General features: G+C 72.2%; 20 protein-coding genes. 3 read left to right on the top strand and 17 right to left on the bottom strand.

What is annotated here, in order from left to right:
• Positions 1–45 precede the first annotated feature (45 nt).
• From ABD236_RS03820 to gatC, 7 genes are all read right to left on the bottom strand, one after another.
• Positions 46–603, bottom strand: a complete 558-nt coding sequence (locus tag ABD236_RS03820) for a GNAT family N-acetyltransferase (RefSeq protein WP_344070068.1) — start codon at positions 601–603, stop codon at positions 46–48.
• 33 nt (positions 604–636) lie between these two features.
• A complete protein-coding gene (locus ABD236_RS03815) occupies positions 637–2,853 on the bottom strand; it encodes an MMPL family transporter (RefSeq protein WP_344070066.1) in 2,217 nt (738 codons plus the stop codon).
• 113 nt (positions 2,854–2,966) lie between these two features.
• Positions 2,967–3,479, bottom strand: coding sequence for a hypothetical protein (locus ABD236_RS03810; RefSeq protein ID WP_344070064.1), 513 nt, complete (start codon positions 3,477–3,479; stop codon positions 2,967–2,969).
• A gap of 160 nt (positions 3,480–3,639) precedes the next feature.
• The gene (gene gatB, locus ABD236_RS03805) at positions 3,640–5,148 is read right to left on the bottom strand and encodes an Asp-tRNA(Asn)/Glu-tRNA(Gln) amidotransferase subunit GatB (RefSeq protein WP_344070062.1); all 1,509 of its coding nucleotides are present in this window, start codon (positions 5,146–5,148) and stop codon (positions 3,640–3,642) included.
• A gap of 16 nt (positions 5,149–5,164) precedes the next feature.
• On the bottom strand, positions 5,165–5,404 hold the full coding sequence (locus ABD236_RS03800; RefSeq protein WP_344070060.1) for a hypothetical protein: 240 nt from the start codon (positions 5,402–5,404) through the stop codon (positions 5,165–5,167).
• A complete protein-coding gene (gene gatA / locus ABD236_RS03795; RefSeq protein ID WP_344070058.1) occupies positions 5,401–6,894 on the bottom strand; it encodes an Asp-tRNA(Asn)/Glu-tRNA(Gln) amidotransferase subunit GatA in 1,494 nt (497 codons plus the stop codon). Before gatA ends, ABD236_RS03800 begins: the two co-directional genes overlap by 4 nt.
• A gap of 4 nt (positions 6,895–6,898) precedes the next feature.
• On the bottom strand, positions 6,899–7,195 hold the full coding sequence (gatC, locus tag ABD236_RS03790; RefSeq protein ID WP_007266718.1) for an Asp-tRNA(Asn)/Glu-tRNA(Gln) amidotransferase subunit GatC: 297 nt from the start codon (positions 7,193–7,195) through the stop codon (positions 6,899–6,901).
• Between the two features lie 210 nt (positions 7,196–7,405).
• On the opposite strand from gatC, the gene ABD236_RS03785 reads away from it, so the two are divergent.
• Positions 7,406–7,774, top strand: coding sequence for a phage tail protein (locus tag ABD236_RS03785; protein WP_344070055.1), 369 nt, complete (start codon positions 7,406–7,408; stop codon positions 7,772–7,774).
• A 187-nt stretch (positions 7,775–7,961) separates the two neighbouring features.
• Here the strand turns inward: ABD236_RS03785 and ABD236_RS03780 are convergent, their stop codons facing one another.
• The 5 genes from ABD236_RS03780 to ABD236_RS03760 form a co-directional block, all read right to left on the bottom strand.
• The gene (locus tag ABD236_RS03780) at positions 7,962–10,079 is read right to left on the bottom strand and encodes a putative bifunctional diguanylate cyclase/phosphodiesterase (protein WP_344070053.1); all 2,118 of its coding nucleotides are present in this window, start codon (positions 10,077–10,079) and stop codon (positions 7,962–7,964) included.
• 252 nt (positions 10,080–10,331) lie between these two features.
• Positions 10,332–12,530, bottom strand: coding sequence for an NAD-dependent DNA ligase LigA (ligA, locus tag ABD236_RS03775; RefSeq protein ID WP_425543812.1), 2,199 nt, complete (start codon positions 12,528–12,530; stop codon positions 10,332–10,334).
• A gap of 25 nt (positions 12,531–12,555) precedes the next feature.
• A complete protein-coding gene (locus ABD236_RS03770; RefSeq protein WP_344070049.1) occupies positions 12,556–13,584 on the bottom strand; it encodes a methionine synthase in 1,029 nt (342 codons plus the stop codon).
• Positions 13,581–14,270: an SDR family oxidoreductase gene (locus ABD236_RS03765; RefSeq protein WP_344070047.1), complete on the bottom strand. Its 690-nt coding sequence runs from the start codon at positions 14,268–14,270 to the stop codon at positions 13,581–13,583. Before ABD236_RS03765 ends, ABD236_RS03770 begins: the two co-directional genes overlap by 4 nt.
• 16 nt (positions 14,271–14,286) lie before the next feature.
• Complete coding sequence (locus tag ABD236_RS03760) at positions 14,287–14,826, bottom strand: LOG family protein (protein ID WP_344070045.1); 540 nt, start codon at positions 14,824–14,826, stop codon at positions 14,287–14,289.
• A gap of 104 nt (positions 14,827–14,930) precedes the next feature.
• Between ABD236_RS03760 and ABD236_RS03755 the strand changes: the two genes are divergently transcribed.
• A complete protein-coding gene (locus ABD236_RS03755) occupies positions 14,931–15,350 on the top strand; it encodes a DUF427 domain-containing protein (RefSeq protein ID WP_344070043.1) in 420 nt (139 codons plus the stop codon).
• Between the two features lie 40 nt (positions 15,351–15,390).
• Here ABD236_RS03755 and mnmA read toward each other — a convergent pair whose 3' ends face one another.
• The 4 genes from mnmA to ABD236_RS03735 form a co-directional block, all read right to left on the bottom strand.
• A complete protein-coding gene (gene mnmA, locus ABD236_RS03750; protein ID WP_344070041.1) occupies positions 15,391–16,515 on the bottom strand; it encodes a tRNA 2-thiouridine(34) synthase MnmA in 1,125 nt (374 codons plus the stop codon).
• 91 nt (positions 16,516–16,606) lie between these two features.
• The gene (locus ABD236_RS03745) at positions 16,607–17,776 is read right to left on the bottom strand and encodes a cysteine desulfurase family protein (protein WP_344070039.1); all 1,170 of its coding nucleotides are present in this window, start codon (positions 17,774–17,776) and stop codon (positions 16,607–16,609) included.
• 35 nt (positions 17,777–17,811) lie between these two features.
• Positions 17,812–18,081 carry a DUF4190 domain-containing protein gene (locus tag ABD236_RS03740; protein WP_344070037.1) on the bottom strand — a complete coding sequence of 90 codons (270 nt, stop codon included), beginning with the start codon at positions 18,079–18,081 and terminating at the stop codon, positions 17,812–17,814.
• Positions 18,082–18,083: 2 nt separating this feature from the next.
• Positions 18,084–18,242: a hypothetical protein gene (locus tag ABD236_RS03735; RefSeq protein WP_344070035.1), complete on the bottom strand. Its 159-nt coding sequence runs from the start codon at positions 18,240–18,242 to the stop codon at positions 18,084–18,086.
• 103 nt (positions 18,243–18,345) lie between these two features.
• Between ABD236_RS03735 and ABD236_RS03730 the strand changes: the two genes are divergently transcribed.
• A complete protein-coding gene (locus ABD236_RS03730; protein WP_344070033.1) occupies positions 18,346–18,975 on the top strand; it encodes a TetR family transcriptional regulator in 630 nt (209 codons plus the stop codon).
• A 165-nt stretch (positions 18,976–19,140) separates the two neighbouring features.
• Here ABD236_RS03730 and ABD236_RS03725 read toward each other — a convergent pair whose 3' ends face one another.
• Positions 19,141–19,980: a thioesterase family protein gene (locus ABD236_RS03725; protein WP_344070031.1), complete on the bottom strand. Its 840-nt coding sequence runs from the start codon at positions 19,978–19,980 to the stop codon at positions 19,141–19,143.
• Positions 19,981–20,010 lie beyond the last annotated feature (30 nt).

Raw genomic sequence — 20,010 nt, 5'->3', positions numbered from 1 at the left:
CGGCCTTTCTGAGAGGCGCCTTAACACCCTTCCCCCACCGCTTCCCTAGGAGGCCGCGCGGGCCCGCCATTCCGGGGCCAGCACCGACCAGACCTCGGTGTCCTGGCGTACGCCCCGGTAGGGGTAGTTCTCCCGCAGCACCCCGTCCCGCGTCATCCCGAGCCGCTTGGCCACGTTGATGCTGGCGGTGTTGCCGGAGGCGGCGAGCCACTCCACGCGGTGGATCCCGCGCTCCTCGACGGCCCAGTCGATCAGCACCCGGACCGCGCGGGTGACCAGCCCGCGCCCGACCGCCGCCGGCTCCAGCCAGCAGCCCACCTCGGCGGTGCCGAGCCGGGCGTCGAAGGTGCGGAAGAGGACGCCGCCGACGAGCGTGCCGTCGGACCAGATGCCGTAGAGGCGCCCCGTGTCGGCGGCCGTCTTCTCCGCGTACCCCTGGAGGAAGGCGCGGGCCGACTCCAGGTCCCGGCTCACCTCGGCGAGCAGGATGAACTGCCCGATGAAGTCACGCCCCCGGTCGATGTGCGCGACGTACTCCTCGGCGTGGTGCGGCTCCAGCGGCCGCAGCTCCGCGCCGTCGTCCCCCAGCGATATCGCGAACATCCCGTTCCTCCGGTCCTCTGTCTCCCCGTATGCCTACGGCTGGGCCACGAGCTCGTCGACCGGCTCGGTCGCGGGCCCCGGCAGCGAGATCGTCGCACGGCCGCACTCGGGCGGCTCGATGCTGATCCGCGGAAGCCGCCGGTCCAGCCAGCCGGGCAGCCACCAGTTGGCGCCGCCGAGCAGATGCATCAGGGCCGGTACGAGCAGGGTGCGCAGCACGAACGCGTCCAGGGCGACGGCCGCCGCCAGCGCGATGCCGAACATCGCGATCACCCGCTCGCCGCTGAGCACGAAGGCCAGGAAGACCGAAATCATGATCACGGCGGCCGAGTTGATCACCCGGCTGGTCTCGGCGAGGCCGACCCGGACCGCGCGCCGGTTGTCGCCTGTCTCCAGCCACTCCTCGTACATCCGGCTGACCAGGAACACCTGGTAGTCCATGGAGAGCCCGAAGAGCACCGAGACCATGATCACAGGGAGGAACGGCTCGATCGGGCCGGACCGGCCGAGCCCCAGGAGCTCGCTCCCCCACCCCCACTGGAAGACGGCGACGACGATCCCGAACGCGGAGGCCACCGCCGCCACGTTCATCGCGGCCGCCTTGAGCGGTATGCCGACCGAGCGGAAGGCGAGGAGCAGCAGGACGCAGCCGAGGGCGATCACCACGCCCACGAACAGCGGCAGCTTCCCGACGATCACACGCGCGAAGTCGTCATAGCCGGCGGTCACCCCGCCCACATGGACGTCGAGCGAGGTGCCCTTCCCGGCGGCCGGCAGCACCTGGTCGCGCAGCCGGTCGACCAGGGCGCTGGTGTCCTGGGACTGCGGCGCCGAGTCGGGCACCACGGTGAGGACGGCCGTGTCACCTCCGGCGTTGTACGTCACCGGGCTCACCGAGGCGACGCCCTCGGTGGAGCGCAGCAGGCCGGGCAGCCGGTCCATGGCGAGCCGGTCGTCCGCGCCGTCGAGCTTGGCGGCCAGGGTGAGCGGCCCGTTGACGCCGGGCCCGAAGCCGTCGGCGAGCAGGTCGTAGGCGGTGCGGGTGGTGGACTTCGCCGGGTTGTTGCCCTGGTCGGAGGTGCCCAGATGGAGCGAGAGCGTGGGCAGCGCGAGCAGCAGCATCACCGCGGCGGCGAGCGCGCCGAGCAGCTTGGGGCGGCGCTCGACGAACGCGGACCAGCGGGCCGCGAAGCCGGTCGGCAGCTCCGGCTGGGGCCCGTGCTCGGCGAGCCGGCGCCGCTCGCGGCGGCTGAGCGCCCGGTCCCCGATGAGGGAGAGCAGCGCGGGCAGCAGCGTCACGGACGCGGCGACGGTGAGCACGACGGTCAGCGAGGCGGCGACCGCGACTCCGTTGAGGAAGCCGAGGCGCAGGGTGAGCATGCCGAGCAGCGCGATGCAGACGGTCGCACCCGCGAAGACCACGGCCCGCCCGGTCGTCGCCACGGCCCGGGTCGCGGCCTCGTCGGCGCCGAGCCCCTGGCGCAGGCCCCGGCGGTGCCGGGTGACGATGAACAGCGCGTAGTCGATGCCGACGCCGAGGCCGATGAGCAGGCCGAGCATGGGCGCGAAGTCGGCGACGGCCATGGCGTGGCCGAGCAGCCCGATGCCCGCGTACGCGGTGCCGACCGAGACCACCGCGGTGAGGATGGGCAGGACGCTCGCGGCGAGCGAGCCGAAGGCGAGGAAGAGCACGACGGCCGCGACGGCCACCCCGACGATCTCGCTGAGGTGCGCGGAGCTGGTCTCGGTGAGCGCGGCGGCGCTGCCGCCGACCGCCACCTGGAGGCCGTCGGCGGCGGCCGCCCTGGCGGTGTCGACGACGGCCCGCGCCTGTGCCTCGGGGATCTCGTCGGCGGTCCGGTCGAAGGTGACGGAGGCGTACGCGGTGCGCCCGTCCGCGCTGATCTGCGCGGAGCCGTCGCGGCCGTACGGGCCGGTCACCGAGGCCACGCCGGGGAGCTCGGCGAGCGCGCCGAGGGCCTTGGACATGCGCTGCTGTACGCCGGGGGCGCGCACGGGGCCGGAGTCGGTGTGCCAGACGACCGTGTCGGTGTCACCGCCGCGGCCGCCGTGGAACCCGGCGTCGAGCAGGGCGGTGGCGCGGCCGGACTCGGTGCCGGGGACCTCGTAGTCGTTGGAGTACGCGGAGCCCGCGACAGCCGTGGCCGCGGTGGTGCCGCCGAACGCCAGGAGCCAGAGCAGGACGGCGACTAGGCGGTGCCTGATGCACCACCGTGCGATGGCTGCCAACGCATGTGCTCCCTGGATGGTTCGTGGAGCAGCAACTCTGACAGCGAATAGTGATCGTTTGCCCGTTTCGTGGTGTTACTCACAGGGGGCTGAGGGTGTGGAGGGCCCCGCGGTCACTTGCGGCGGACGCAGGTGACGAGCAGGTCCTCGGAGCCGTCGCCCCGGAACGCCAGCGACAGCACACCCTTGCTGTACCCGGCCTCGACGGCGGTGCCGATGGTCGACCAGCCGCCGGAGAGCGTGAAGAGCTCGGAGAACGACCGGGAGACCCGCTCCGGCATGCTCGTGAGCGTGAAGGCCTCCTGCGCCTCGGACTCCGCGTCCCCGGTGGGCGCGTCCGTACTCACCGACAGGACGGTGCCGTCAAGCATCCACTGACCGGACATTCCACCCCATTGGGTGACAGACCAGTGTCCATCGGGATTGACCGTGAGGACGCCCTGGTGGTTCTGGTTGGAGCGGTAGGCCCACTCCCCCTTCACGAACGCCTTCAGCGCCTGTTTGCGGGGCCCTTCCGCCGCCCCCGCGCCCGTGCAGGCCGACAGCGCGCTGGCCGCCGTACCCAGCGCCAGATACCGCAGCGCCGTACGCCGCCCGAGCACTCTCACCGCTTCTCGCCCGTCCACGCTCGGCACCCTATAGACGTTCCGGGACGGGGTCACCCGGCAGGAGGGTTTGATTCCCCGCCGCCCGTGGCACAGAACGCGGCCCCCGCATCCCAGGGATACGGGGGCCGGTCATACACGTACTACGTACGCGGGAGAGCGCGCTCGGGGACCAGGGGCCTCAGCCCTCGACGCCCAGCTTCTCCAGGATGAGCTCCTTGACGCGGGCCGCGTCCGCCTGGCCGCGCGTGGTCTTCATGACCGCGCCGACCAGCGCGCCGACGGCCTGCACCTTGCCGCCGCGGATCTTGTCCGCGATGGCCGCGTTGCCCGCGATGGCCTCGTCCACGGCCGCGCCCAGCGCGCCCTCGTCCGAGACGACCTTGAGGCCGCGCTTCTCGACGACCGCGTCCGGGTCGCCCTCGCCCGCCAGGACGCCCTCGATGACCTGGCGCGCCAGCTTGTCGTTGAGGTCGCCGGCGGCCACCAGGGCCGCGACCCGGGCGACCTGCGCCGGGGTCACGGGCAGCTCGTCCAGGGCGACGCCCTGCTCGTTGGCGTTACGGGCCAGCTCGCCCATCCACCACTTGCGCGCGGCGGCCGAGTCGGCACCCGCCTCGATCGTGGCGACGATGGAGTCCACCGCGCCCGCGTTGAGGATCGACTGCATGTCGTGCTCGGAGACGCCCCACTCCTCGCGGAGCCGGTTGCGGCGCACCCGCGGCAGCTCCGGCAGCCCCTTGCGCAGCTCCTCGACCCACTCGCGGGCCGGGGCGACGGGCACCAGGTCGGGCTCCGGGAAGTACCGGTAGTCCTCGGCGTTGTCCTTGATGCGGCCCGAGGTGGTGGAGCCGTCCTCCTCGTGGAAGTGACGGGTCTCCTGCACGATCGTGCCGCCGGAGGACAGCACCGCGGCGTGGCGCTGGATCTCGAAGCGGGCCGCGCGCTCGACCGACCGCAGCGAGTTGACGTTCTTCGTCTCGCTGCGGGTGCCGAACTTCTCGGTCCCGTGGGGCCGCAGCGACAGGTTCACGTCGCAGCGCATCTGCCCCTTGTCCATCCGGGCCTCGGAGACACCGAGCGCCTTGATGAGTTCGCGCAGCTCGGCGACGTACGCCTTGGCGACCTCGGGGGCCCGCTCGCCCGCGCCCTCGATCGGCTTGGTGACGATCTCGATGAGCGGGATGCCGGCCCGGTTGTAGTCGAGCAGCGAGTGCGAGGCGCCGTGGATGCGGCCGGTGGCACCGCCGACGTGCGTCGACTTGCCGGTGTCCTCCTCCATGTGGGCGCGCTCGATCTCCACGCGGAAGATCTCGCCGTCCTCCAGCTGGACGTCCAGATAGCCGTTGAAGGCGATCGGCTCGTCGTACTGCGAGGTCTGGAAGTTCTTCGGCATGTCCGGATAGAAGTAGTTCTTCCGGGCGAAGCGGCACCACTCGGCGATCTCGCAGTGCAGCGCGAGGCCGATCTTGACGGCCGACTCGACGCCGATCGCGTTGACGACCGGGAGCGAGCCGGGCAGGCCGAGGCAGGTGGGGCAGGTCTGCGAGTTGGGCTCGGCGCCCAGCTCGGTAGAACAGCCGCAGAACATCTTGGTCTTCGTACCGAGCTCGACATGGACCTCCAGGCCCATGACGGGGTCGTACGACGCGAGGGCGTCCTCGTACGAGACCAGATCAGTGACGGTCACGGTGAAACAATCCCTCTCAGCCCAGCAGGACGTCGTCGTCACCCATGCGCTTGAGCTCGCGCAGCAGGATGGCGACGCCGGTGGCGATGGCGGCGGCGGAGACGACGGCGTCGAGCAGCTGGAGCTTGTCCTGCTCGGTGCGGGCCTTCCTGGCCTGCTTGAGCACGCTGATCGCGCCGAAGGCGGTGGTGCCGATGGACAGGTACGTACCGGCCTTGGACTTCTTGAAACCCTTGGCCTTGGTCAGTGCACTCACAGCGACGGAGCCTCCTCGAGCAGCGGGTGGCCCCACTTTTCCACGAAGGCGGCCTCGACGGCGGCACCCACCTTGTACAGGCGGTCGTCCTTCAGGGCGGGGGCGATGATCTGCAGCCCGACCGGCAGGCCGTCCTCCGGCGCGAGGCCGCAGGGCAGCGACATGGCGGCGTTGCCCGCCATGTTGGTCGGGATGGTGCACAGGTCGGCGAGGTACATCGCCATCGGGTCGTCGGCGCGCTCGCCGATCGGGAAGGCGGTGGTGGGCGTGGTCGGCGAGACGATCACGTCGACCTGCTCGAAGGCCTTCTCGAAGTCGCGCGTGATGAGCGTGCGGACCTTCTGGGCGCTGCCGTAGTACGCGTCGTAGTAGCCGGAGCTCAGCGCGTACGTACCGAGGATGACCCGGCGCTTGACCTCGTCGCCGAAGCCGGCCTCGCGGGTGAGCGCGGTGACCTCCTCGGCCGACTTGGTGCCGTCGTCGCCGACCCGCAGGCCGTAGCGCATGGCGTCGAAGCGGGCCAGGTTGGACGAGCACTCGCTCGGGGCGATCAGGTAGTACGCGGAGAGCGCCAGGTCGAAGGACGGGCAGTCCAGCTCGACGATCTCGGCGCCGAGCGACTTCAGCAGCTCGACCGACTCGTTGAAGCGCTGGACGACACCGGCCTGGTAGCCCTCGCCGGAGAACTGCTTGACGACGCCGACGCGCATCCCGGCCACCGAGCCGTTGCGGGCGGCCTCGACGACCGGCGGGACCGGGGCGTCGATGGAGGTCGAGTCGAGCGGGTCGTGCCCGGCGATGACCTCGTGCAGCAGCGCCGCGTCCAGGACCGTACGGGCACAGGGGCCGCCCTGGTCCAGGGAGGACGAGAAGGCGACCATGCCGAAGCGGGAGACCGCGCCGTAGGTCGGCTTGACGCCGACGGTGCCGGTGACGGCGGCGGGCTGGCGGATCGATCCGCCGGTGTCCGTGCCGATGGCGAGCGGGGCCTCGTAGGAGGCGAGCGCGGCGGAGGAGCCGCCTCCGGAGCCGCCGGGGATCCGGGTGAGGTCCCAGGGGTTGCCGGTCGGGCCGTAGGCGCTGTTCTCGGTGGAGGACCCCATGGCGAACTCGTCCATGTTGGTCTTGCCGAGGATGACGACGTCGGCCGCCTTGAGGCGCTTGGTGAGCGTCGCGTCGTACGGCGGGATCCAGCCCTCGAGGATCTTCGAGCCGACGGTGGTGGGGATCCCCTCCGTCGTGAAGATGTCCTTCAGGGCGAGCGGCACACCGGCCAGCGGGCCGAGCTTCTCGCCCCGCGCGCGCTTCTCGTCGACGGCGCGGGCCTGCGCGAGCGCGCCCTCGCGGTCGACGTGCAGGAAGGCGTGCACCTTCTCGTCGACGGCCTCGATACGGGCCAGATGGGCCTCGGTGACCTCGACGGCGGTGAGCTCGCCGGACGCGATCTTCGACGCGATCGCGGCGGCGGTGAGCTTGATGATGTCCGTCATGTGATTAGTCCTCCCCCAGGATCTGCGGCACCTTGAAACGCTGCTGCTCCTGGGCCGGGGCGCCGGAGAGCGCCTGCTCGGGGGTGAGCGACGGACGGACCTCGTCCGCGCGCATGACGTTGGTCAGCGGCAGCGGGTGGGAGGTCGGGGGCACGTCTTGGTCGGCGACCTCGGAGACGCGGGCGACCGCGCCGATGATGTCGTCGAGCTGACCGGCGAAGTGGTCCAGCTCTTCGCTCTTCAGCTCCAGACGCGCCAGCCGGGCGAGGTGGGCGACCTCCTCGCGCGTAATGCCAGGCATGCAGCGATCCTCAGGGGTGAGTGTGTGTGGTTTGGGGCCAATCCTATGGGGCCCGGTGGCCACTCGACTAAACGGTTTGTGCCGGGGGGCCTGATCACGGCCGGGACGCGGCCTCCGGGGCCGCTCCCCCGACGGGTGAACCGTGGTGCCCCGGGCCCGGCCCGGGGTAAGGCTCCGCCACCCGGTCCCCAGCGATCAAGGAGCACCGCCATGTCCCTCGACGACGGCTTCCCGTCGTACCGGTTCAGCGTCAGCCTCGGCCGGTACGCGGTCGAGTCCGTCAGAAGCGTCTCCGGTCTCGGCGCCGCCCGGTGCGGCGATGTGGTCGTCGTCCGGGGCACGGACCGGTCCCGGGAGTTCACCGACTGGGTCGCGAGCGGCAACGCGGCGGCGGACGGCGGCGCGCTCCGGCAGAACGTGCGCATCACCGAGTACGACGCGCGCAGAAGGCCGGTCCACACCTACCACCTGTCCAACGCCTGGGCCCGCCAGTGGGACGCCCCCGCTCCCGACGCCGACGGCACGGACACGGCCGAGGAGACCGTCACCATCCGCTACGAGGACATGACGGTCGAATAGGTCGCACAGCCGGTCCGTACGCCACGGCGGCCGACGGGCGCCCCTTCCGGCAGCCGGTACGCACGCCACACCCGCCACCGGGCGCCACTTCCGGAACTGCCGTGTCCTGCACGGCCGTTGCGGCGTTACGGTGACGTCGGCGCGGGCACGCCGGGTCGCAACGCAGCGGGAGGTCACCGCCGGGATGTCACTGCACCGGGGTGCCGGACGGCTCCTCGGCCGTGGCGGCGAGCTTCGCCGCCGCCGCCAGGTCGGCGGGGCGCTGCCAGCCGTTGGAGCCGCGGGCGAGCAGCCAGGCGGTGGCCTCGGCGGGCGGCATCGCGGCGGCCACCAGCCAGCCCTGGACGGCGTCGCACCCCAGGTCCCGCAGCCGCTCCCAGGTCTCGTCGTCCTCGACGCCCTCGGCGACGACGAGCAGACCCAGCGAGTGGGCGAGGTCGAGGGTGCAGCGCACGATCTCGGCGTCCTCGTTGTCGACGGCCAGCCGGGCCACGAAGGAACGGTCGATCTTGAGCTCGCTGACCGGCAGCCGGCGCAGATGCACCAGCGAGGAGTACCCGGTGCCGAAGTCGTCCAGGGACATCTTCACGCCGTGGCCGGTCAGCCCCGCCAGGGTGTCGGCGGCCCGCTGCGGGTCCTCCAGCAGGACGTGCTCGGTTATCTCCAGCTGAAGGGCGCCGGCCGGGACGCCGTGCCGGGCCAGCCGGGCCGCGACCGCGCCCGCGAAGCCGGGGGTGTGGACGTCGCGGGGCGACACGTTCACGGCGACCGGGACCGTGAGGCCCTGCGCCCGCCACCGGGCCACCTGGGCGAGCGCCGTCTCCAGCACGTACTCGGTCAGGTGCGGCATCAGCCCCGAGGACTCGGCGATGGCGATGAACTCGTCGGGAGGGACCCGGCCGCGCTCCGGGTGCACCCAGCGCACCAGCGCCTCCAGGCCCGCCACCTGGCCGTCGAAGCGGACCTTCGGCTGGTAGTGGAGCTCCACGTCGCCCGCGTCGAGCGCCCGCCGCAGATCGCCCAACAGGCCCAGGCGGTCAGGGGTGTTGGAGTCCCGCTTCGACTCGTACACCTCCACGCCCGTGCGGTCCCGCTTGGCCTGGTACATCGCCACGTCCGCCCGGCGCAGCAGCCCCTCCGCGTCCAGCGCGTGGTCGGGGTAGACCGCGACGCCGGCGCTGGCCTCCAGGACCAGCGTGAGGCCGTCGAGGTCGAGTGGCGAGGAGAGCTCGGCGACCAGGCCGCGGGCTATGCGCATGGTGCTGGTCGCGGAGTCGGCCACTGGCAGCAGCACGGCGAACTCGTCGCCGCCGAGCCGGGCCGCCTCGGCGCCGCGCGGCAGGGCGAGGCGCAGCCGCTCGGCTATCTGGAGGAGCAGCCGGTCGCCCGCGAGATGCCCGAGGGTGTCGTTGACCGAGCGGAACCGGTCCATGTCGATCAGGACGAGGGCGGCCCGGTTGCCGGGGCCCTCGGCCTCCTCCAGGGCCGCCCAGGTGCGCTCCAGGAGCCACTGGCGGTTGGGCAGCCCGGTGAGCGGGTCGCGCAGCTGCTCCTCGGCGCGGGCGCGGGCGATCCACAGGGTGGAGTCGAGGGCGATCAGCGGCACCGCGAACAGGGGCAGCAGGACCGGCAGGGCCATCGCGACCACGCAGATCAGCGGGGCGATGCCGAGCAGGGCGACGGCGACCAGGCCCTGCCGCAGCAGGGCGGTGCGGGCGACCGTGGGCAGCCCGCCGCCGCGCGGGGCCAGCGCGTACCAGAGCAGTATCCGGGTGACCGCCAGGTATGTCGTGGCGGCGAGGACCACCACGGGGGCCGAGGAGACCGTCCAGTCGGTGGGCCACCAGGGTGAGCGGACGCTGGGGTGGTGGCCGAAGACGGCGAGCACCAGCGCGGCCGCGCCGATGCCTAGGACGTCGACCGCGCCGTGCAGCACGCCCTGGCGCCAGCGGTGCCGGCGGGCCGCTCCCACCAGCACCACGACGGCCATGGAGACCAGCCCGGCCGGCACCCAGCCGTACAGGAGCAGCACGGCCAGGGTGAGGGCGGCGCCGGAACCCGTGCCGCCCCACCAGCGGTCGCGGCCGAGCGCCACCAGATGGCCCACGATGATCCCGGTGAGCACGGCCAGCGCCCAGCCCCTGGTGGCGCCGGGGAAGAGGGCGTCGCCCGTGTCGAGGGCCCGGTAGATCCCCAGGGCCAGGGCGAGGGCGGCGGTCCCGAGGACGCCGGCGGTCAGCCTGGAGGAGAATCCCGCGAACCCGCGCAGCCGTACGGCCGGGGCGGCGCTCTCGGTCGGTTTCATTCCCGTCCCTCTCACAGCCGGCGATGCCGATGCCACGCGATGGCCCCTTTGTCATGCCACCACGACCGGAAGCTCCCCCAAGCTCCCGTTTCAGCCGTGCACGACTGGCGCTCATCCCAACAGTAGGCCGCGGAAGGCTCTGACGGGCAGCGGTCTACATCTCTTGCCCGAATGCGAACTGACCACCAAGAGCCGTCTGGTATGCGCCGAACGGGTGATGGCGGGTGGTCCGGGAGGAGCCCTCCACTCCTCTTATTCCCCCTCACCCGCGCTCGGCACAGCCGCTTCGCGAGCAGCCTCGGGACCCTGTTCCAGCAGGACAGCGAACCCGTCCTCGTCGAGAACCGGAACCTTCAGCTGCATCGCCTTGTCGTACTTCGAACCAGGGCTGTCGCCGACGACGACGAACGACGTCTTCTTCGAAACGGAACCGGTGACCTTGGCTCCACGGCTCTGGAGCGCTTCTTTCGCGCCATCTCTGGTGTGGTTGACCAGCGTTCCGGTCACCACCACCGTGAGCCCCTCCAGCGGACGGGGCCCCTCGTCCTCACCGGAGCGCTCGTCCTCCATACGGACGCCCGCGGCCTTCCACTTGCGCAGGATCTCGCGGTGCCAGTCCTCCTCGAACCACTGCTTGAGCGAGGCCGCGATGGTCGGGCCGACGCCCTCGACCGCCGCCAGCTCCGCCTCGGTGGCCTGTTCGATGCGCTCGATGGAGCGGAACTCGCGCGCGAGCGCCTCGGCGGCGACCGGGCCGACATGGCGGATCGACAGACCCGTCAGGATCCGGGCGAGCGGGCGCTCCTTGGCGGCCGCGATGTTCTCCAGCATCGACACCGCGTTCTTGCGCGGCTCGCCGTTCATGTTGGCGAAGACCAGGGCGACCTTCTCCTCGCCGGTCTTGGGGTCGCGCTTGGGCAGCCCGCTGTCCTGGTCCAGGACGTACGCCTTGATGGGCAGCAGCCGCTCCATCGTCAGGTCGAAGAGGTCGCCCTCGTCGAGCAGCGGCGGCTCGGCCGGCTCCAGCGGCTTGGTGAGGGCGGCGGCGGCCACATAGCCGAAGTTCTCGATGTCCAGGCTCTTGCGGCCGGCCAGATAGAACAGCCGCTCGCGCAACTGGGCGGGGCACGACCGCGCGTTGGGGCAGCGCAGGTCGATGTCGCCCTCCTTCATGGGCCGCAGCGCGGTGCCGCACTCGGGGCACTCGGCGGGCATCACGAACTCCCGCTCGGTGCCGTCCCGCAGGTCGGTGACGGGGCCCAGGATCTCCGGGATGACGTCACCGGCCTTGCGCAGCACCACCGTGTCCCCGATGAGGACGCCCTTGGCCCTGACCACGTCCTGGTTGTGCAGGGTGGCGAACTCGACCTCGGAGCCCGCCACGGTCACCGGCTCCACCTGCGCGTACGGAGTGACGCGGCCGGTGCGGCCGACGCCCACGCGGATGTTGAGCAGCTTGGTGTTGACCTCCTCCGGCGCGTACTTCCAGGCGATCGCCCAGCGCGGGGCGCGCGCGGTGGAGCCGAGGCGGCCCTGGAGGGGGATCTCGTCGAGCTTGACGACGACGCCGTCGATCTCGTGCTCCACCGAGTGGCGGTGCTCTCCGAAGTACGCGATGAAGTCCCGTACTTCGTCCAGGGAGTCGACCACCTTGTTGTGCTGGGCGGTCGGCAGGCCCCACTCGCGCAGCAGCTCGTACGCGTGCGAGAGGCAGTCGATGGTGAAGCCGTCGCGCGCGCCGATGCCGTGCACCACCATGTGGAGCGGGCGGGTCGCGGTGACCTTGGGGTCCTTCTGGCGCAGCGAACCGGCCGCCGCGTTGCGCGGGTTGGCGAACGGCTTGTCGCCCGCCTCCACCAGGCGCGCGTTGAGCCCCTCGAACGCCTCCATCGGGAAGTAGACCTCGCCCCGGATCTCGACGAGGTCCGGGACGCGGTCGCCTTTGAGCCGGTCGGGGATGTCCGCGATGGTGCGGACGTTGGGCGTGATGTCCTCGCCGGTGCGTCCGTCGCCCCGGGTGGCGGCGCGGGTCAGCCGCCCGTGCTCGTACGTCAGGTTGACCGCGAGGCCGTCGACCTTCAGCTCGCACAGGTAGTGGTAGGCGCTGGTGCCGACGTCCTTGGCGACTCGCTCGGCCCAGGCGGCCAGCTCCTCCTCGTCGAAGGCGTTGTCCAGCGAGAGCATCCGCTCGCGGTGCTCCACCGAGGCGAAGTCCGTCTCGTACGCCCCGGCGACCTTCTGGGTCGGGGAGTCGGGGGTGCGCAGCTCCGCGTACTCCTCCTCCAGGGCCTCCAGGCCGCGCAGCAGCTTGTCGAACTCGCCGTCGCTGATGACCGGCTGGTCCTTCACGTAGTACCGGAAGCGGTGCTCCTCGACCTGCTCGGCGAGGAGCGCGTGCTTCTCCCGTGCTTCCGCGGGCACCACGTCGTTCTGTTCGCCAGCCACTGTCATGTCCTCCCGTTTCCCGTCTTCCCCGTCACTCAGGGTTGTCCGCGAGCGATCTCGCCGCCCGGACGCAGTGGGCGAGGGCCGCGCGGGCATACGCCGGCGAGGCGCCCGCGAGCCCGCACGCCGGGGTGAGCACCACGGACTCCGCGAGGGTCCCCGGATGCAGCCCCAACCTGCGCCACAACGTCCTGACACCCATGACGCTACCGGCAGGGTCTGACAATGGGCCGTCGGTGGCGCCGACCACTCCGGCGAACAGCCGGGTGCCGCTCTCCACCGCCTCGCCGATCACCTCGTCGTCACGCTCGGTGAGCAGCGAGAAGTCGAACGAGACGGCGGCCGCACCGGCCCGGCGCAGCAGGGCGAACGGCACGTCGGGCGCGCAGGAGTGGACGACGACCGGGCCGTCGTGCACGGCGACGACGTCCCGCAGCGCCGACTCGACGACCTGCCGGTCGACGGCCCGGTGGGTGCGGTAGCCGCTGGCCGTCCTGATCTGCCCGCGCAGCACGGCGGTGAGGGACGGCTCGTCGAGCTGGAGCAGGATCCTGGCCCCCGGCACCCGGCGGCGCACGTCCGCGAGGTGGCCGCGCAGCCCCTCCGCGAGCGAGCCCGCCAGGTCGCGGCAGGCGCCGGGGTCGCCGAGGGCGGCCTCGCCGCCGCGCAGCTCCAGGGCGGCGGCGAGCGTCCACGGCCCGACCGCCTGGACCTTGAGCGGGCCCTCGTACCCCTGGGTGAACTCCTCCAGGGCGTCCAGGTCCTCGCCCAGCCAGGAGTGGGCCCGTCGGGTGTCGCGGCCGGGCCGGTCGCCGATCCGCCAGCCGCTGGGCTCCACGCGCGCGTACATCTCGACGAGCAGCCCGGCGGTGCGGCCGATCATGTCGGCGCCGGGGCCCCGCCCGGGCAGCTCGGGCAGGAACGGGAAGTCGCCGGCCGAGCCGTCGGCACCGATGAGGGAGCCGGTGACGGTCTTGGCGGCCTCGCGCGCGTCACCGCCGGGCATGGAGCCGACGCCGGTGGCGGCGCCCCAGGAGAAGTCGCTGACGGCGTCGTTCATCGGCCCGGCCGCACCGTCAGGTCGTTGACCTCGGCGTCGCGCGGCAGGTCGATCGCCATGAGGATCGTGGTCGCCACCGACTCGGCGTCGATGAACTTCGACGGGTCGTACTCCTTGCCCTCCTGCGAGTGCACCTTGGCCTGCATGGGGCTGGCGGTGCGGCCCGGGTAGACGGAGGTGACGCGCACGCCGTTCGGGTGCTCCTCGTGGCGCAGCGAGTCCGCCAGCGCCTTCAGGCCGTGCTTGGAGGCGGCGTACGCGCCCCACTCGGCGTGGGCGGTGAGCCCGGCGCCGGAGTTGACGAACAGGACGTGGCCGCGGGAGGCGCGCAGCTGGGGCAGGAAGAGCCGGGTGAGCTCGGCGGGCGAGATCAGGTTGGCGTTGAGCTGCTGGTGCCAGGTCCTGGGGCGCAGCTCGGCCACGGGGCCGAGGTCGACGACGCCCGCGATGTGCAGGAGGGAGTCGAGGTGGTCCGGCATCGGCTGCATGCCGAGCGACTTGGAGACGCGGTCCGGGTCGGCGAGGTCGGCGACGAGGGTGCGGGCGCCGGGGAAGCGCCCCGCGAGCTCCTTGGCGCGGCCCGCGTCGCGTGCCAGCAGGACGAGCTCGTCGCCCCGTTCGTGCAGCCGCCGCGCCACCGCCGCGCCGATGCCGGAGCCTGCCCCAGTGATCAGGTGTGTAGCCATACCCGACATGCTCGCACTACTGGACCCCTGCGGACTCCTCCAGGTAGGCGAGGGCGGCGACACCGTCCTCCGCGAAGAAGACCAGGTCAGTGAGGGGCAGCGGCAGGAAGCCCTCGGCGTCCATGCGGCGGAACTGCTCCTTGAGGCCGTCGTAGAACCCTGCGGTGTTCAGCAGCACCACCGGCTTGGTGTGCTTGCCGTGCTTCTTCAGCTCCAGGATCTCGGTGGCCTCGTCGAGGGTGCCGGTGCCACCGACCATGATCACAACGGCGTCGGCCTTCTCCAGCAGCAGCGCCTTGCGCTCGGCGAGGTCCCTGGCGAAGACCATCTCGTCGGCGTCCTGTCGGGCGGAGACGGCGAGGAAGTCGACGGAGACGCCGACGAGCCGCCCGCCCGCCTCCTGCACGCCGTCGGCCACGACCTTCATCAGCCCCCGGTCCGAGCCGCCCCACACCAGCGTGTGGCCGCCCTTGCCGAGCAGCTCGGCGAACTCGCGGGCGGGGCGGGTGTAGCGGTCGTCGAGGTCGGCGGCGGAGAGGAAGACGCAGATGTTCATGGCTCAACCGTACGCCGGGAGACCTCCGCCACTCGAACGGGTGAACAATTCTCAGAACGGCGGTTCGGGGGAACAAGCGCCGGGCGACGGGCCGTTGAGCGGGCATGACGACGACCCAGATGACGTACACGATCCTCGCCGAGCCCACCGGCGCCGCGACGCCCCCGCCCGGCCCGCCGCCGCCCTACGATCCGGAGCACCGCGTCTCGGCCGAGGCCGCCGGGGAGGACGCGCTCCGCGTGCGCGTGCTGTGGGAGGGGCAGGTGCTCGCCGACAGCACCCGCCCGCTGCTGGTGCACGAGGACGGCCTGCCGGTCCGCTATTACCTGCCGCCGGAGGACGTCCGGCTGGACCTGCTGAGCCCGTCGGACACCCGGACGACGTGCCCCTACAAGGGAGTTGCCGCGTACTGGTCGCTGCCGGAGGCGCCGGACATAGCCTGGGCGTACCACGAGCCGCTGGCGGCCGTGGCGTTGATAAAGGACCACCTGTGCTTCATCGGCCCGGCGGCCGACCCGGCGTGACGCTGCCCGGGCCGGCGCCGTCCGCTCTGTACGGCCTGCTCTAGGCCAGCGCCTCGGTGCGGCGCGTGGTGGTGGCGATCGTCGCCGAGCCCACCACCCGCGTGCCGTCGTAGAGCACGATCGCCTGGCCCGGCGCGACGCCGCGCACCGCCTCGGCGAAGTTCACCACGAGCTCGCCGTCGACCAACTCCGCCGTCACCGTCGTCTCACCGCCGTGGGCGCGCAGCTGGGCGGTGTAGATGCCGGAGCCGACCGGGGCGTCGCCGCACCAGCGGGGCTTGATGGCGGTCAGGCCGGTGACGTCCAGGGCCTCGACGGGGCCGACGGTGACCGTGTTGTTCACCGGGGAGATGTCCAGGACGTAGCGGGGCTTGCCGTCGGCGGCCGGGTGGCCGATGCGCAGACCCTTGCGCTGCCCGATGGTGAAGCCGTACGCGCCCTCGTGGCTGCCGACCTTGGTGCCGGACTCGTCGACGATGTCGCCCTCGGCCTTGCCCAGCCGCTTGGCCAGGAACCCCTGGGTGTCGCCGTCGGCGATGAAGCAGATGTCGTGGCTGTCCGGCTTCTTGGCGACGGCCAGGCCCCGGCGCTCAGCCTCGGCGCGGATCTCGTCCTTGGTGGTGAGGGTGTCACCGAGCGGGAACATCGCGTGGGCGAGCTGCTTCTCGTCCAGGACGCCGAGGACGTAGGACTGGTCCTTGGCCATGTCGCTGGCGCGGTGCAGCTCACGGCTGCCGTCCTCGTTGAGGACGACCGTGGCGTAGTGGCCGGTGCAGACGGCGTCGAAGCCGAGGGCGAGGGCCTTGTCGAGCAGCGCGGCGAACTTGATCTTCTCGTTGCAGCGCAGACACGGATTGGGGGTGCGGCCCGCCTCGTACTCGGCGACGAAGTCCTCGACGACGTCCTCGCGGAAGCGCTCCGCCAGGTCCCAGACATAGAAGGGGATGCCGATGACATCGGCGGCGCGGCGGGCGTCGCGGGAGTCCTCGATGGTGCAGCAGCCGCGGGCTCCGGTGCGGAAGGACTGCGGGTTCGCGGACAGGGCGAGGTGGACGCCGGTGACGTCGTGGCCCGCCTCGGCGGCGCGGGCGGCGGCGACGGCCGAGTCGACGCCACCGGACATCGCGGCGAGCACACGGAGGGGGCGCGGGGGTGTCTTCGTCATAGCACCCACCAGGGTACGTGCCGTGCGGGGTGGGTGGCTCGCGAGTATCCCGGGCCGGGGTGCGGGCCGGGGCCGCACCCCGCCGGGGGTGTCAGCTGAGCCCCGCTGTTCGTGCCCGCTCCACCGCCGGGCCGATCGCCGTCGCCACGGCCTGGACGTCGGCCTCGGTGGAGGTGTGGCCCAGGGAGAAGCGGAGGGTGCCTCTGGCCAGGTCGGGAGGGGTGCCGGTGGCGAGCAGGACGTGGCTGGGCTGGGCCACGCCCGCCGTGCAGGCGGAGCCCGTGGAGCACTCGATGCCCTGCGCGTCCAGGAGCAGCAGCAGCGAGTCGCCCTCGCAGCCGGGGAAGGTGAAGTGCGCGTTCGCGGGCAGGCGCCCGCCGGGGGCCGGGTCGCCGCCCAGGATGGCCTCCGGGACCGCCTCGCGGACCGCTTCGACCAGCTGGTCGCGCAGAGCGCCGACCTCGCGGGCGAAGTCGGCCCGGCGCTCGGCGGCCAGCCGGCCCGCCACCGCGAACGCGGCGATCGCGGGCACGTCCAGGGTGCCGGAGCGCACATGGCGCTCCTGGCCACCGCCGTGCAGCACGGGAACGGGGGTGTACTCACGGCCGAGCAGCAGGGCCCCGATGCCGTACGGGCCGCCGATCTTGTGGCCCGAGACGGTCATCGCGGCCAGGCCCGAGGCGGCGAAGTCGACGTCCAGCTGGCCCACGGCCTGGACCGCGTCGGCGTGCAGCGGGATGTCGAACTCCCGCGCCACGGCGGCGAGTTCCGCCACCGGCAGCACAGTGCCGATCTCGTTGTTGGCCCACATGACGGTGGCCAGGGCCACGTCCGAGGGGTCGCGCGCGATCGCCTCGCGCAGGGCTTCGGGGTGCACCCGCCCGTACCGGTCGACGGGGAGGTACTCGACGGTCGCGCCCTCGTGCTCGGCGAGCCAGTGGACCGCGTCGAGCACCGCGTGGTGCTCGACGGGGCTGGCCAGCACCCGGACGCGGCGCGGGTCGGCGTCGTGGCGGGCCCAGTACAGGCCCTTGACGGCGAGGTTGTCGGCCTCGGTGCCGCCGGCCGTGAAGACGACCTCGCTGGGCCGGGCGCCGAGCGCCTCGGCGAGCTCCTCGCGGGCCTCCTCGGCGGTGCGGCGGGCCCGGCGTCCGGCGGCGTGCAGCGAGGACGCGTTGCCGGTGGCGGTGAGCTGGGCGGTCATCGCCTGGACCGCCTCCGGAAGCATCGGGGTGGTCGCGGCGTGGTCGAGGTAAGCCATGGTGGGCCCGATTCTACGAGCCACCGGGACCGGCCTCAGGCGCCGATCCCCCAGGAGACCGTTCCGTCGGCCATGACCAGGGCCGCGAGCACCGCCAGGTCGGCGACGCCGAGGGCGAGTCCGAGCCAGGCGCGGCCGCGCCGGGTGGTGCGGTAGCGCAGGGCGAGGCCGGCGAGCACGATGGCCATCGGGCCGAGGACGACGTTCATGACCAGCAGGCCGAGCAGGCCGAGGATGAAGGCGGCGACGGCCATGCCGTCGGCGTCCTTGTCACGGACACGGCGGCGGTTCAGGACGAGTTCCATGGTCAGGCCCTCCGGTGCGACGAGACGCGTTCACGTATGGCGAAGACGATCAGCCAGAGCCCGATGGCGCCGGCGACGGCGAGGGTGACCGGGAGCGGAAGGTGCGCCGCTGAGCCCAGCACGACCCCCAGCAGGAGGAGGGCTGCGACGAGGAAAAGCATGAGTGCCTCTCAGATCCGTTCGACTCGATTTCGGAGTACGACTGTTCACTGACTACCCAGTCTAGCCTTTCCAAAATCAGCGAACAGCTGTTTACTGAGTGGTATGAGCCACACTCTCGGGATCCGGCAGGCCCAGAAGCAGAAGACGCGCCAGGCGCTCCTGGACGCGGCGCTCGGGCTGCTGGAGCACCAGAGCCTCAGCAGCCTGGGGCTTCGCGAGGTCACCCGGGCCGTGGGGGTGGCCCCCGCCGCGTTCTACCGGCACTTCAAGGACACGGCCGACCTCGGGGTGGCGCTGGTGGAGGAGGCGCTGGGGAGTCTGCACGAGACGATCCGGGCGGCGATCGTGACGACCGGCGGGAGCGAGGAGCGCATCGACCGGGCGGTGTCGCTGATCGCCGCACATGTGCGGGCACATCCGGCGCATGTGCGGTTCATCGCGCGCGAGCGGCACGGAGGCGTGGCCCCGGTCCGGGAGGCCATCGGCGTCCAGCTGCGCCGCTTCGCCGAGGAGGTCGCGGCGGCGCTGGGGGCGGATCCGGAGTCGGTGGGGTGGAGTGCGGAGGATCTGCTGATGCTGGCGGGGGTGTACGTGGATCACATGGTGATGACGGCGTCGGCCATCTTGGAGGCGGGCGCCTCCGGGGCCTCCGGGGCCGAGGAGGCGGTTGTCGCCACCGCGCGGCGGCAGTTGCGGCTGGTCACGCTTGGCCGCCGCCACTGGCTGGATTAGGCCCGGTTTTCGTCTGCGGCTGCGTCGTGGCTGGTCGCGCAGTTCCCCGCGCCCCTAAAAGCCTCTGGCTGAGCTGAGTACGCCGGCTGAGGCCAACCCCCTAGGGGCGCGGGGAACTGCGCGAGCAACCGACCACTCAGCCGCAGTCGAAGGCCGGGCGCGAAGCTATCGCAAGGCGCGGGCCAGTTGGCGGGACTGGGCTACCAGGCGGTCCGCGCTGTCCCAGATCTCCGCGTCCTCCTCCAGGAACCCACCCGCCAGGTTGCGCGTGGTGATGGAGACCCGCAGCGGACCGGGCGCCGGACGGCAGCGGATGTGGGCGGTCAGCTCGACCGTGGGGGTCCAGCCCGTCAGGCCCATCTCGAACGCGGTGGGCGGCAGCGCGTCGACCGCGAGCAGGAGTGAGTACGGATCGGCGTCGCGCCCGTCGGCCAGGCCGAACCAGCCGCGCATCTCCCCCTTGCCGGAGGGCGCGCCCACCGCCCAGCCCAGCGTGGTCGGATCGAGCTTCAGCATCAGCCGGTCGGTGATGGCCGAGCTGCCCGGGATCGGCGCGGGCGCGTCGGCCGGGCCGAGGCAGTGCTCGATCGGCGGGATCGCGGGCGGCTTGGCCGTGGTGCGGACGTCGTCCGGCAGCGCGTCCAGGTCGCCGTAGGAGGCGAGCACCCGGATGCGCTCGACCTCGGCGCCGTTCTCGTCGTACTGGAAGAGCGAGGCCTGGCCGGTGGAGAGCGTACGGCCGGTGCGCACCCGCTGGGTGCGGACCACGGCCGGGCCGGGGACGGAGGGCGTGAGGTAGTGGGCCGTCACGCTGAACGGGTCCGCGTGCGGGAGCGCCTGACCGAGTGTGCGGCCGAGGAGGGCGAGGAGGTATCCGCCGTTCACGGCCTGGATGATCGTCCATCCGGCCGAGAGATGGGCGTCGTAGACGCCGTCTTCGTCTGCGCGCGGGGTGACGGCGGTGTCCCGGTCGAACTCGCTGTCCCCGATCGTTGCCTGTGCCATGCGGCCAAGGTACACCCGTACGTTACTGAG

This window comes from Streptomyces crystallinus, from assembly GCF_039521265.1.
Taxonomy (GTDB): Bacteria; Actinomycetota; Actinomycetes; order Streptomycetales; family Streptomycetaceae; genus Streptomyces; species Streptomyces crystallinus.
Note: the sequence above shows the minus strand (reverse complement) of the source record. Positions and strands in the feature narration are given on the sequence as shown.

Bases quoted from the DNA above. Each gene is read 5' to 3' on its own strand.
- ABD236_RS03820 (WP_344070068.1), bottom strand. From the start codon at position 603: ATGTTCGCGATATCGCTGGGGGACGACGGCGCGGAGCTGCGGCCGCTG.
- gatA (WP_344070058.1), bottom strand. From the start codon at position 6,894: ATGACGGACATCATCAAGCTCACCGCCGCCGCGATCGCGTCGAAGATC.
- gatC (WP_007266718.1), bottom strand. From the start codon at position 7,195: ATGCCTGGCATTACGCGCGAGGAGGTCGCCCACCTCGCCCGGCTGGCG.
- ABD236_RS03785 (WP_344070055.1), top strand. From the start codon at position 7,406: ATGTCCCTCGACGACGGCTTCCCGTCGTACCGGTTCAGCGTCAGCCTC.
- ABD236_RS03780 (WP_344070053.1), bottom strand. From the start codon at position 10,079: ATGAAACCGACCGAGAGCGCCGCCCCGGCCGTACGGCTGCGCGGGTTC.
- ligA (WP_425543812.1), bottom strand. From the start codon at position 12,530: ATGACAGTGGCTGGCGAACAGAACGACGTGGTGCCCGCGGAAGCACGG.
- ABD236_RS03770 (WP_344070049.1), bottom strand. From the start codon at position 13,584: ATGAACGACGCCGTCAGCGACTTCTCCTGGGGCGCCGCCACCGGCGTC.
- ABD236_RS03765 (WP_344070047.1), bottom strand. From the start codon at position 14,270: ATGGCTACACACCTGATCACTGGGGCAGGCTCCGGCATCGGCGCGGCG.
- ABD236_RS03760 (WP_344070045.1), bottom strand. From the start codon at position 14,826: ATGAACATCTGCGTCTTCCTCTCCGCCGCCGACCTCGACGACCGCTAC.
- ABD236_RS03755 (WP_344070043.1), top strand. From the start codon at position 14,931: ATGACGACGACCCAGATGACGTACACGATCCTCGCCGAGCCCACCGGC.
- mnmA (WP_344070041.1), bottom strand. From the start codon at position 16,515: ATGACGAAGACACCCCCGCGCCCCCTCCGTGTGCTCGCCGCGATGTCC.
- ABD236_RS03745 (WP_344070039.1), bottom strand. From the start codon at position 17,776: ATGGCTTACCTCGACCACGCCGCGACCACCCCGATGCTTCCGGAGGCG.
- ABD236_RS03740 (WP_344070037.1), bottom strand. From the start codon at position 18,081: ATGGAACTCGTCCTGAACCGCCGCCGTGTCCGTGACAAGGACGCCGAC.
- ABD236_RS03735 (WP_344070035.1), bottom strand. From the start codon at position 18,242: ATGCTTTTCCTCGTCGCAGCCCTCCTCCTGCTGGGGGTCGTGCTGGGC.
- ABD236_RS03730 (WP_344070033.1), top strand. From the start codon at position 18,346: ATGAGCCACACTCTCGGGATCCGGCAGGCCCAGAAGCAGAAGACGCGC.
- ABD236_RS03725 (WP_344070031.1), bottom strand. From the start codon at position 19,980: ATGGCACAGGCAACGATCGGGGACAGCGAGTTCGACCGGGACACCGCC.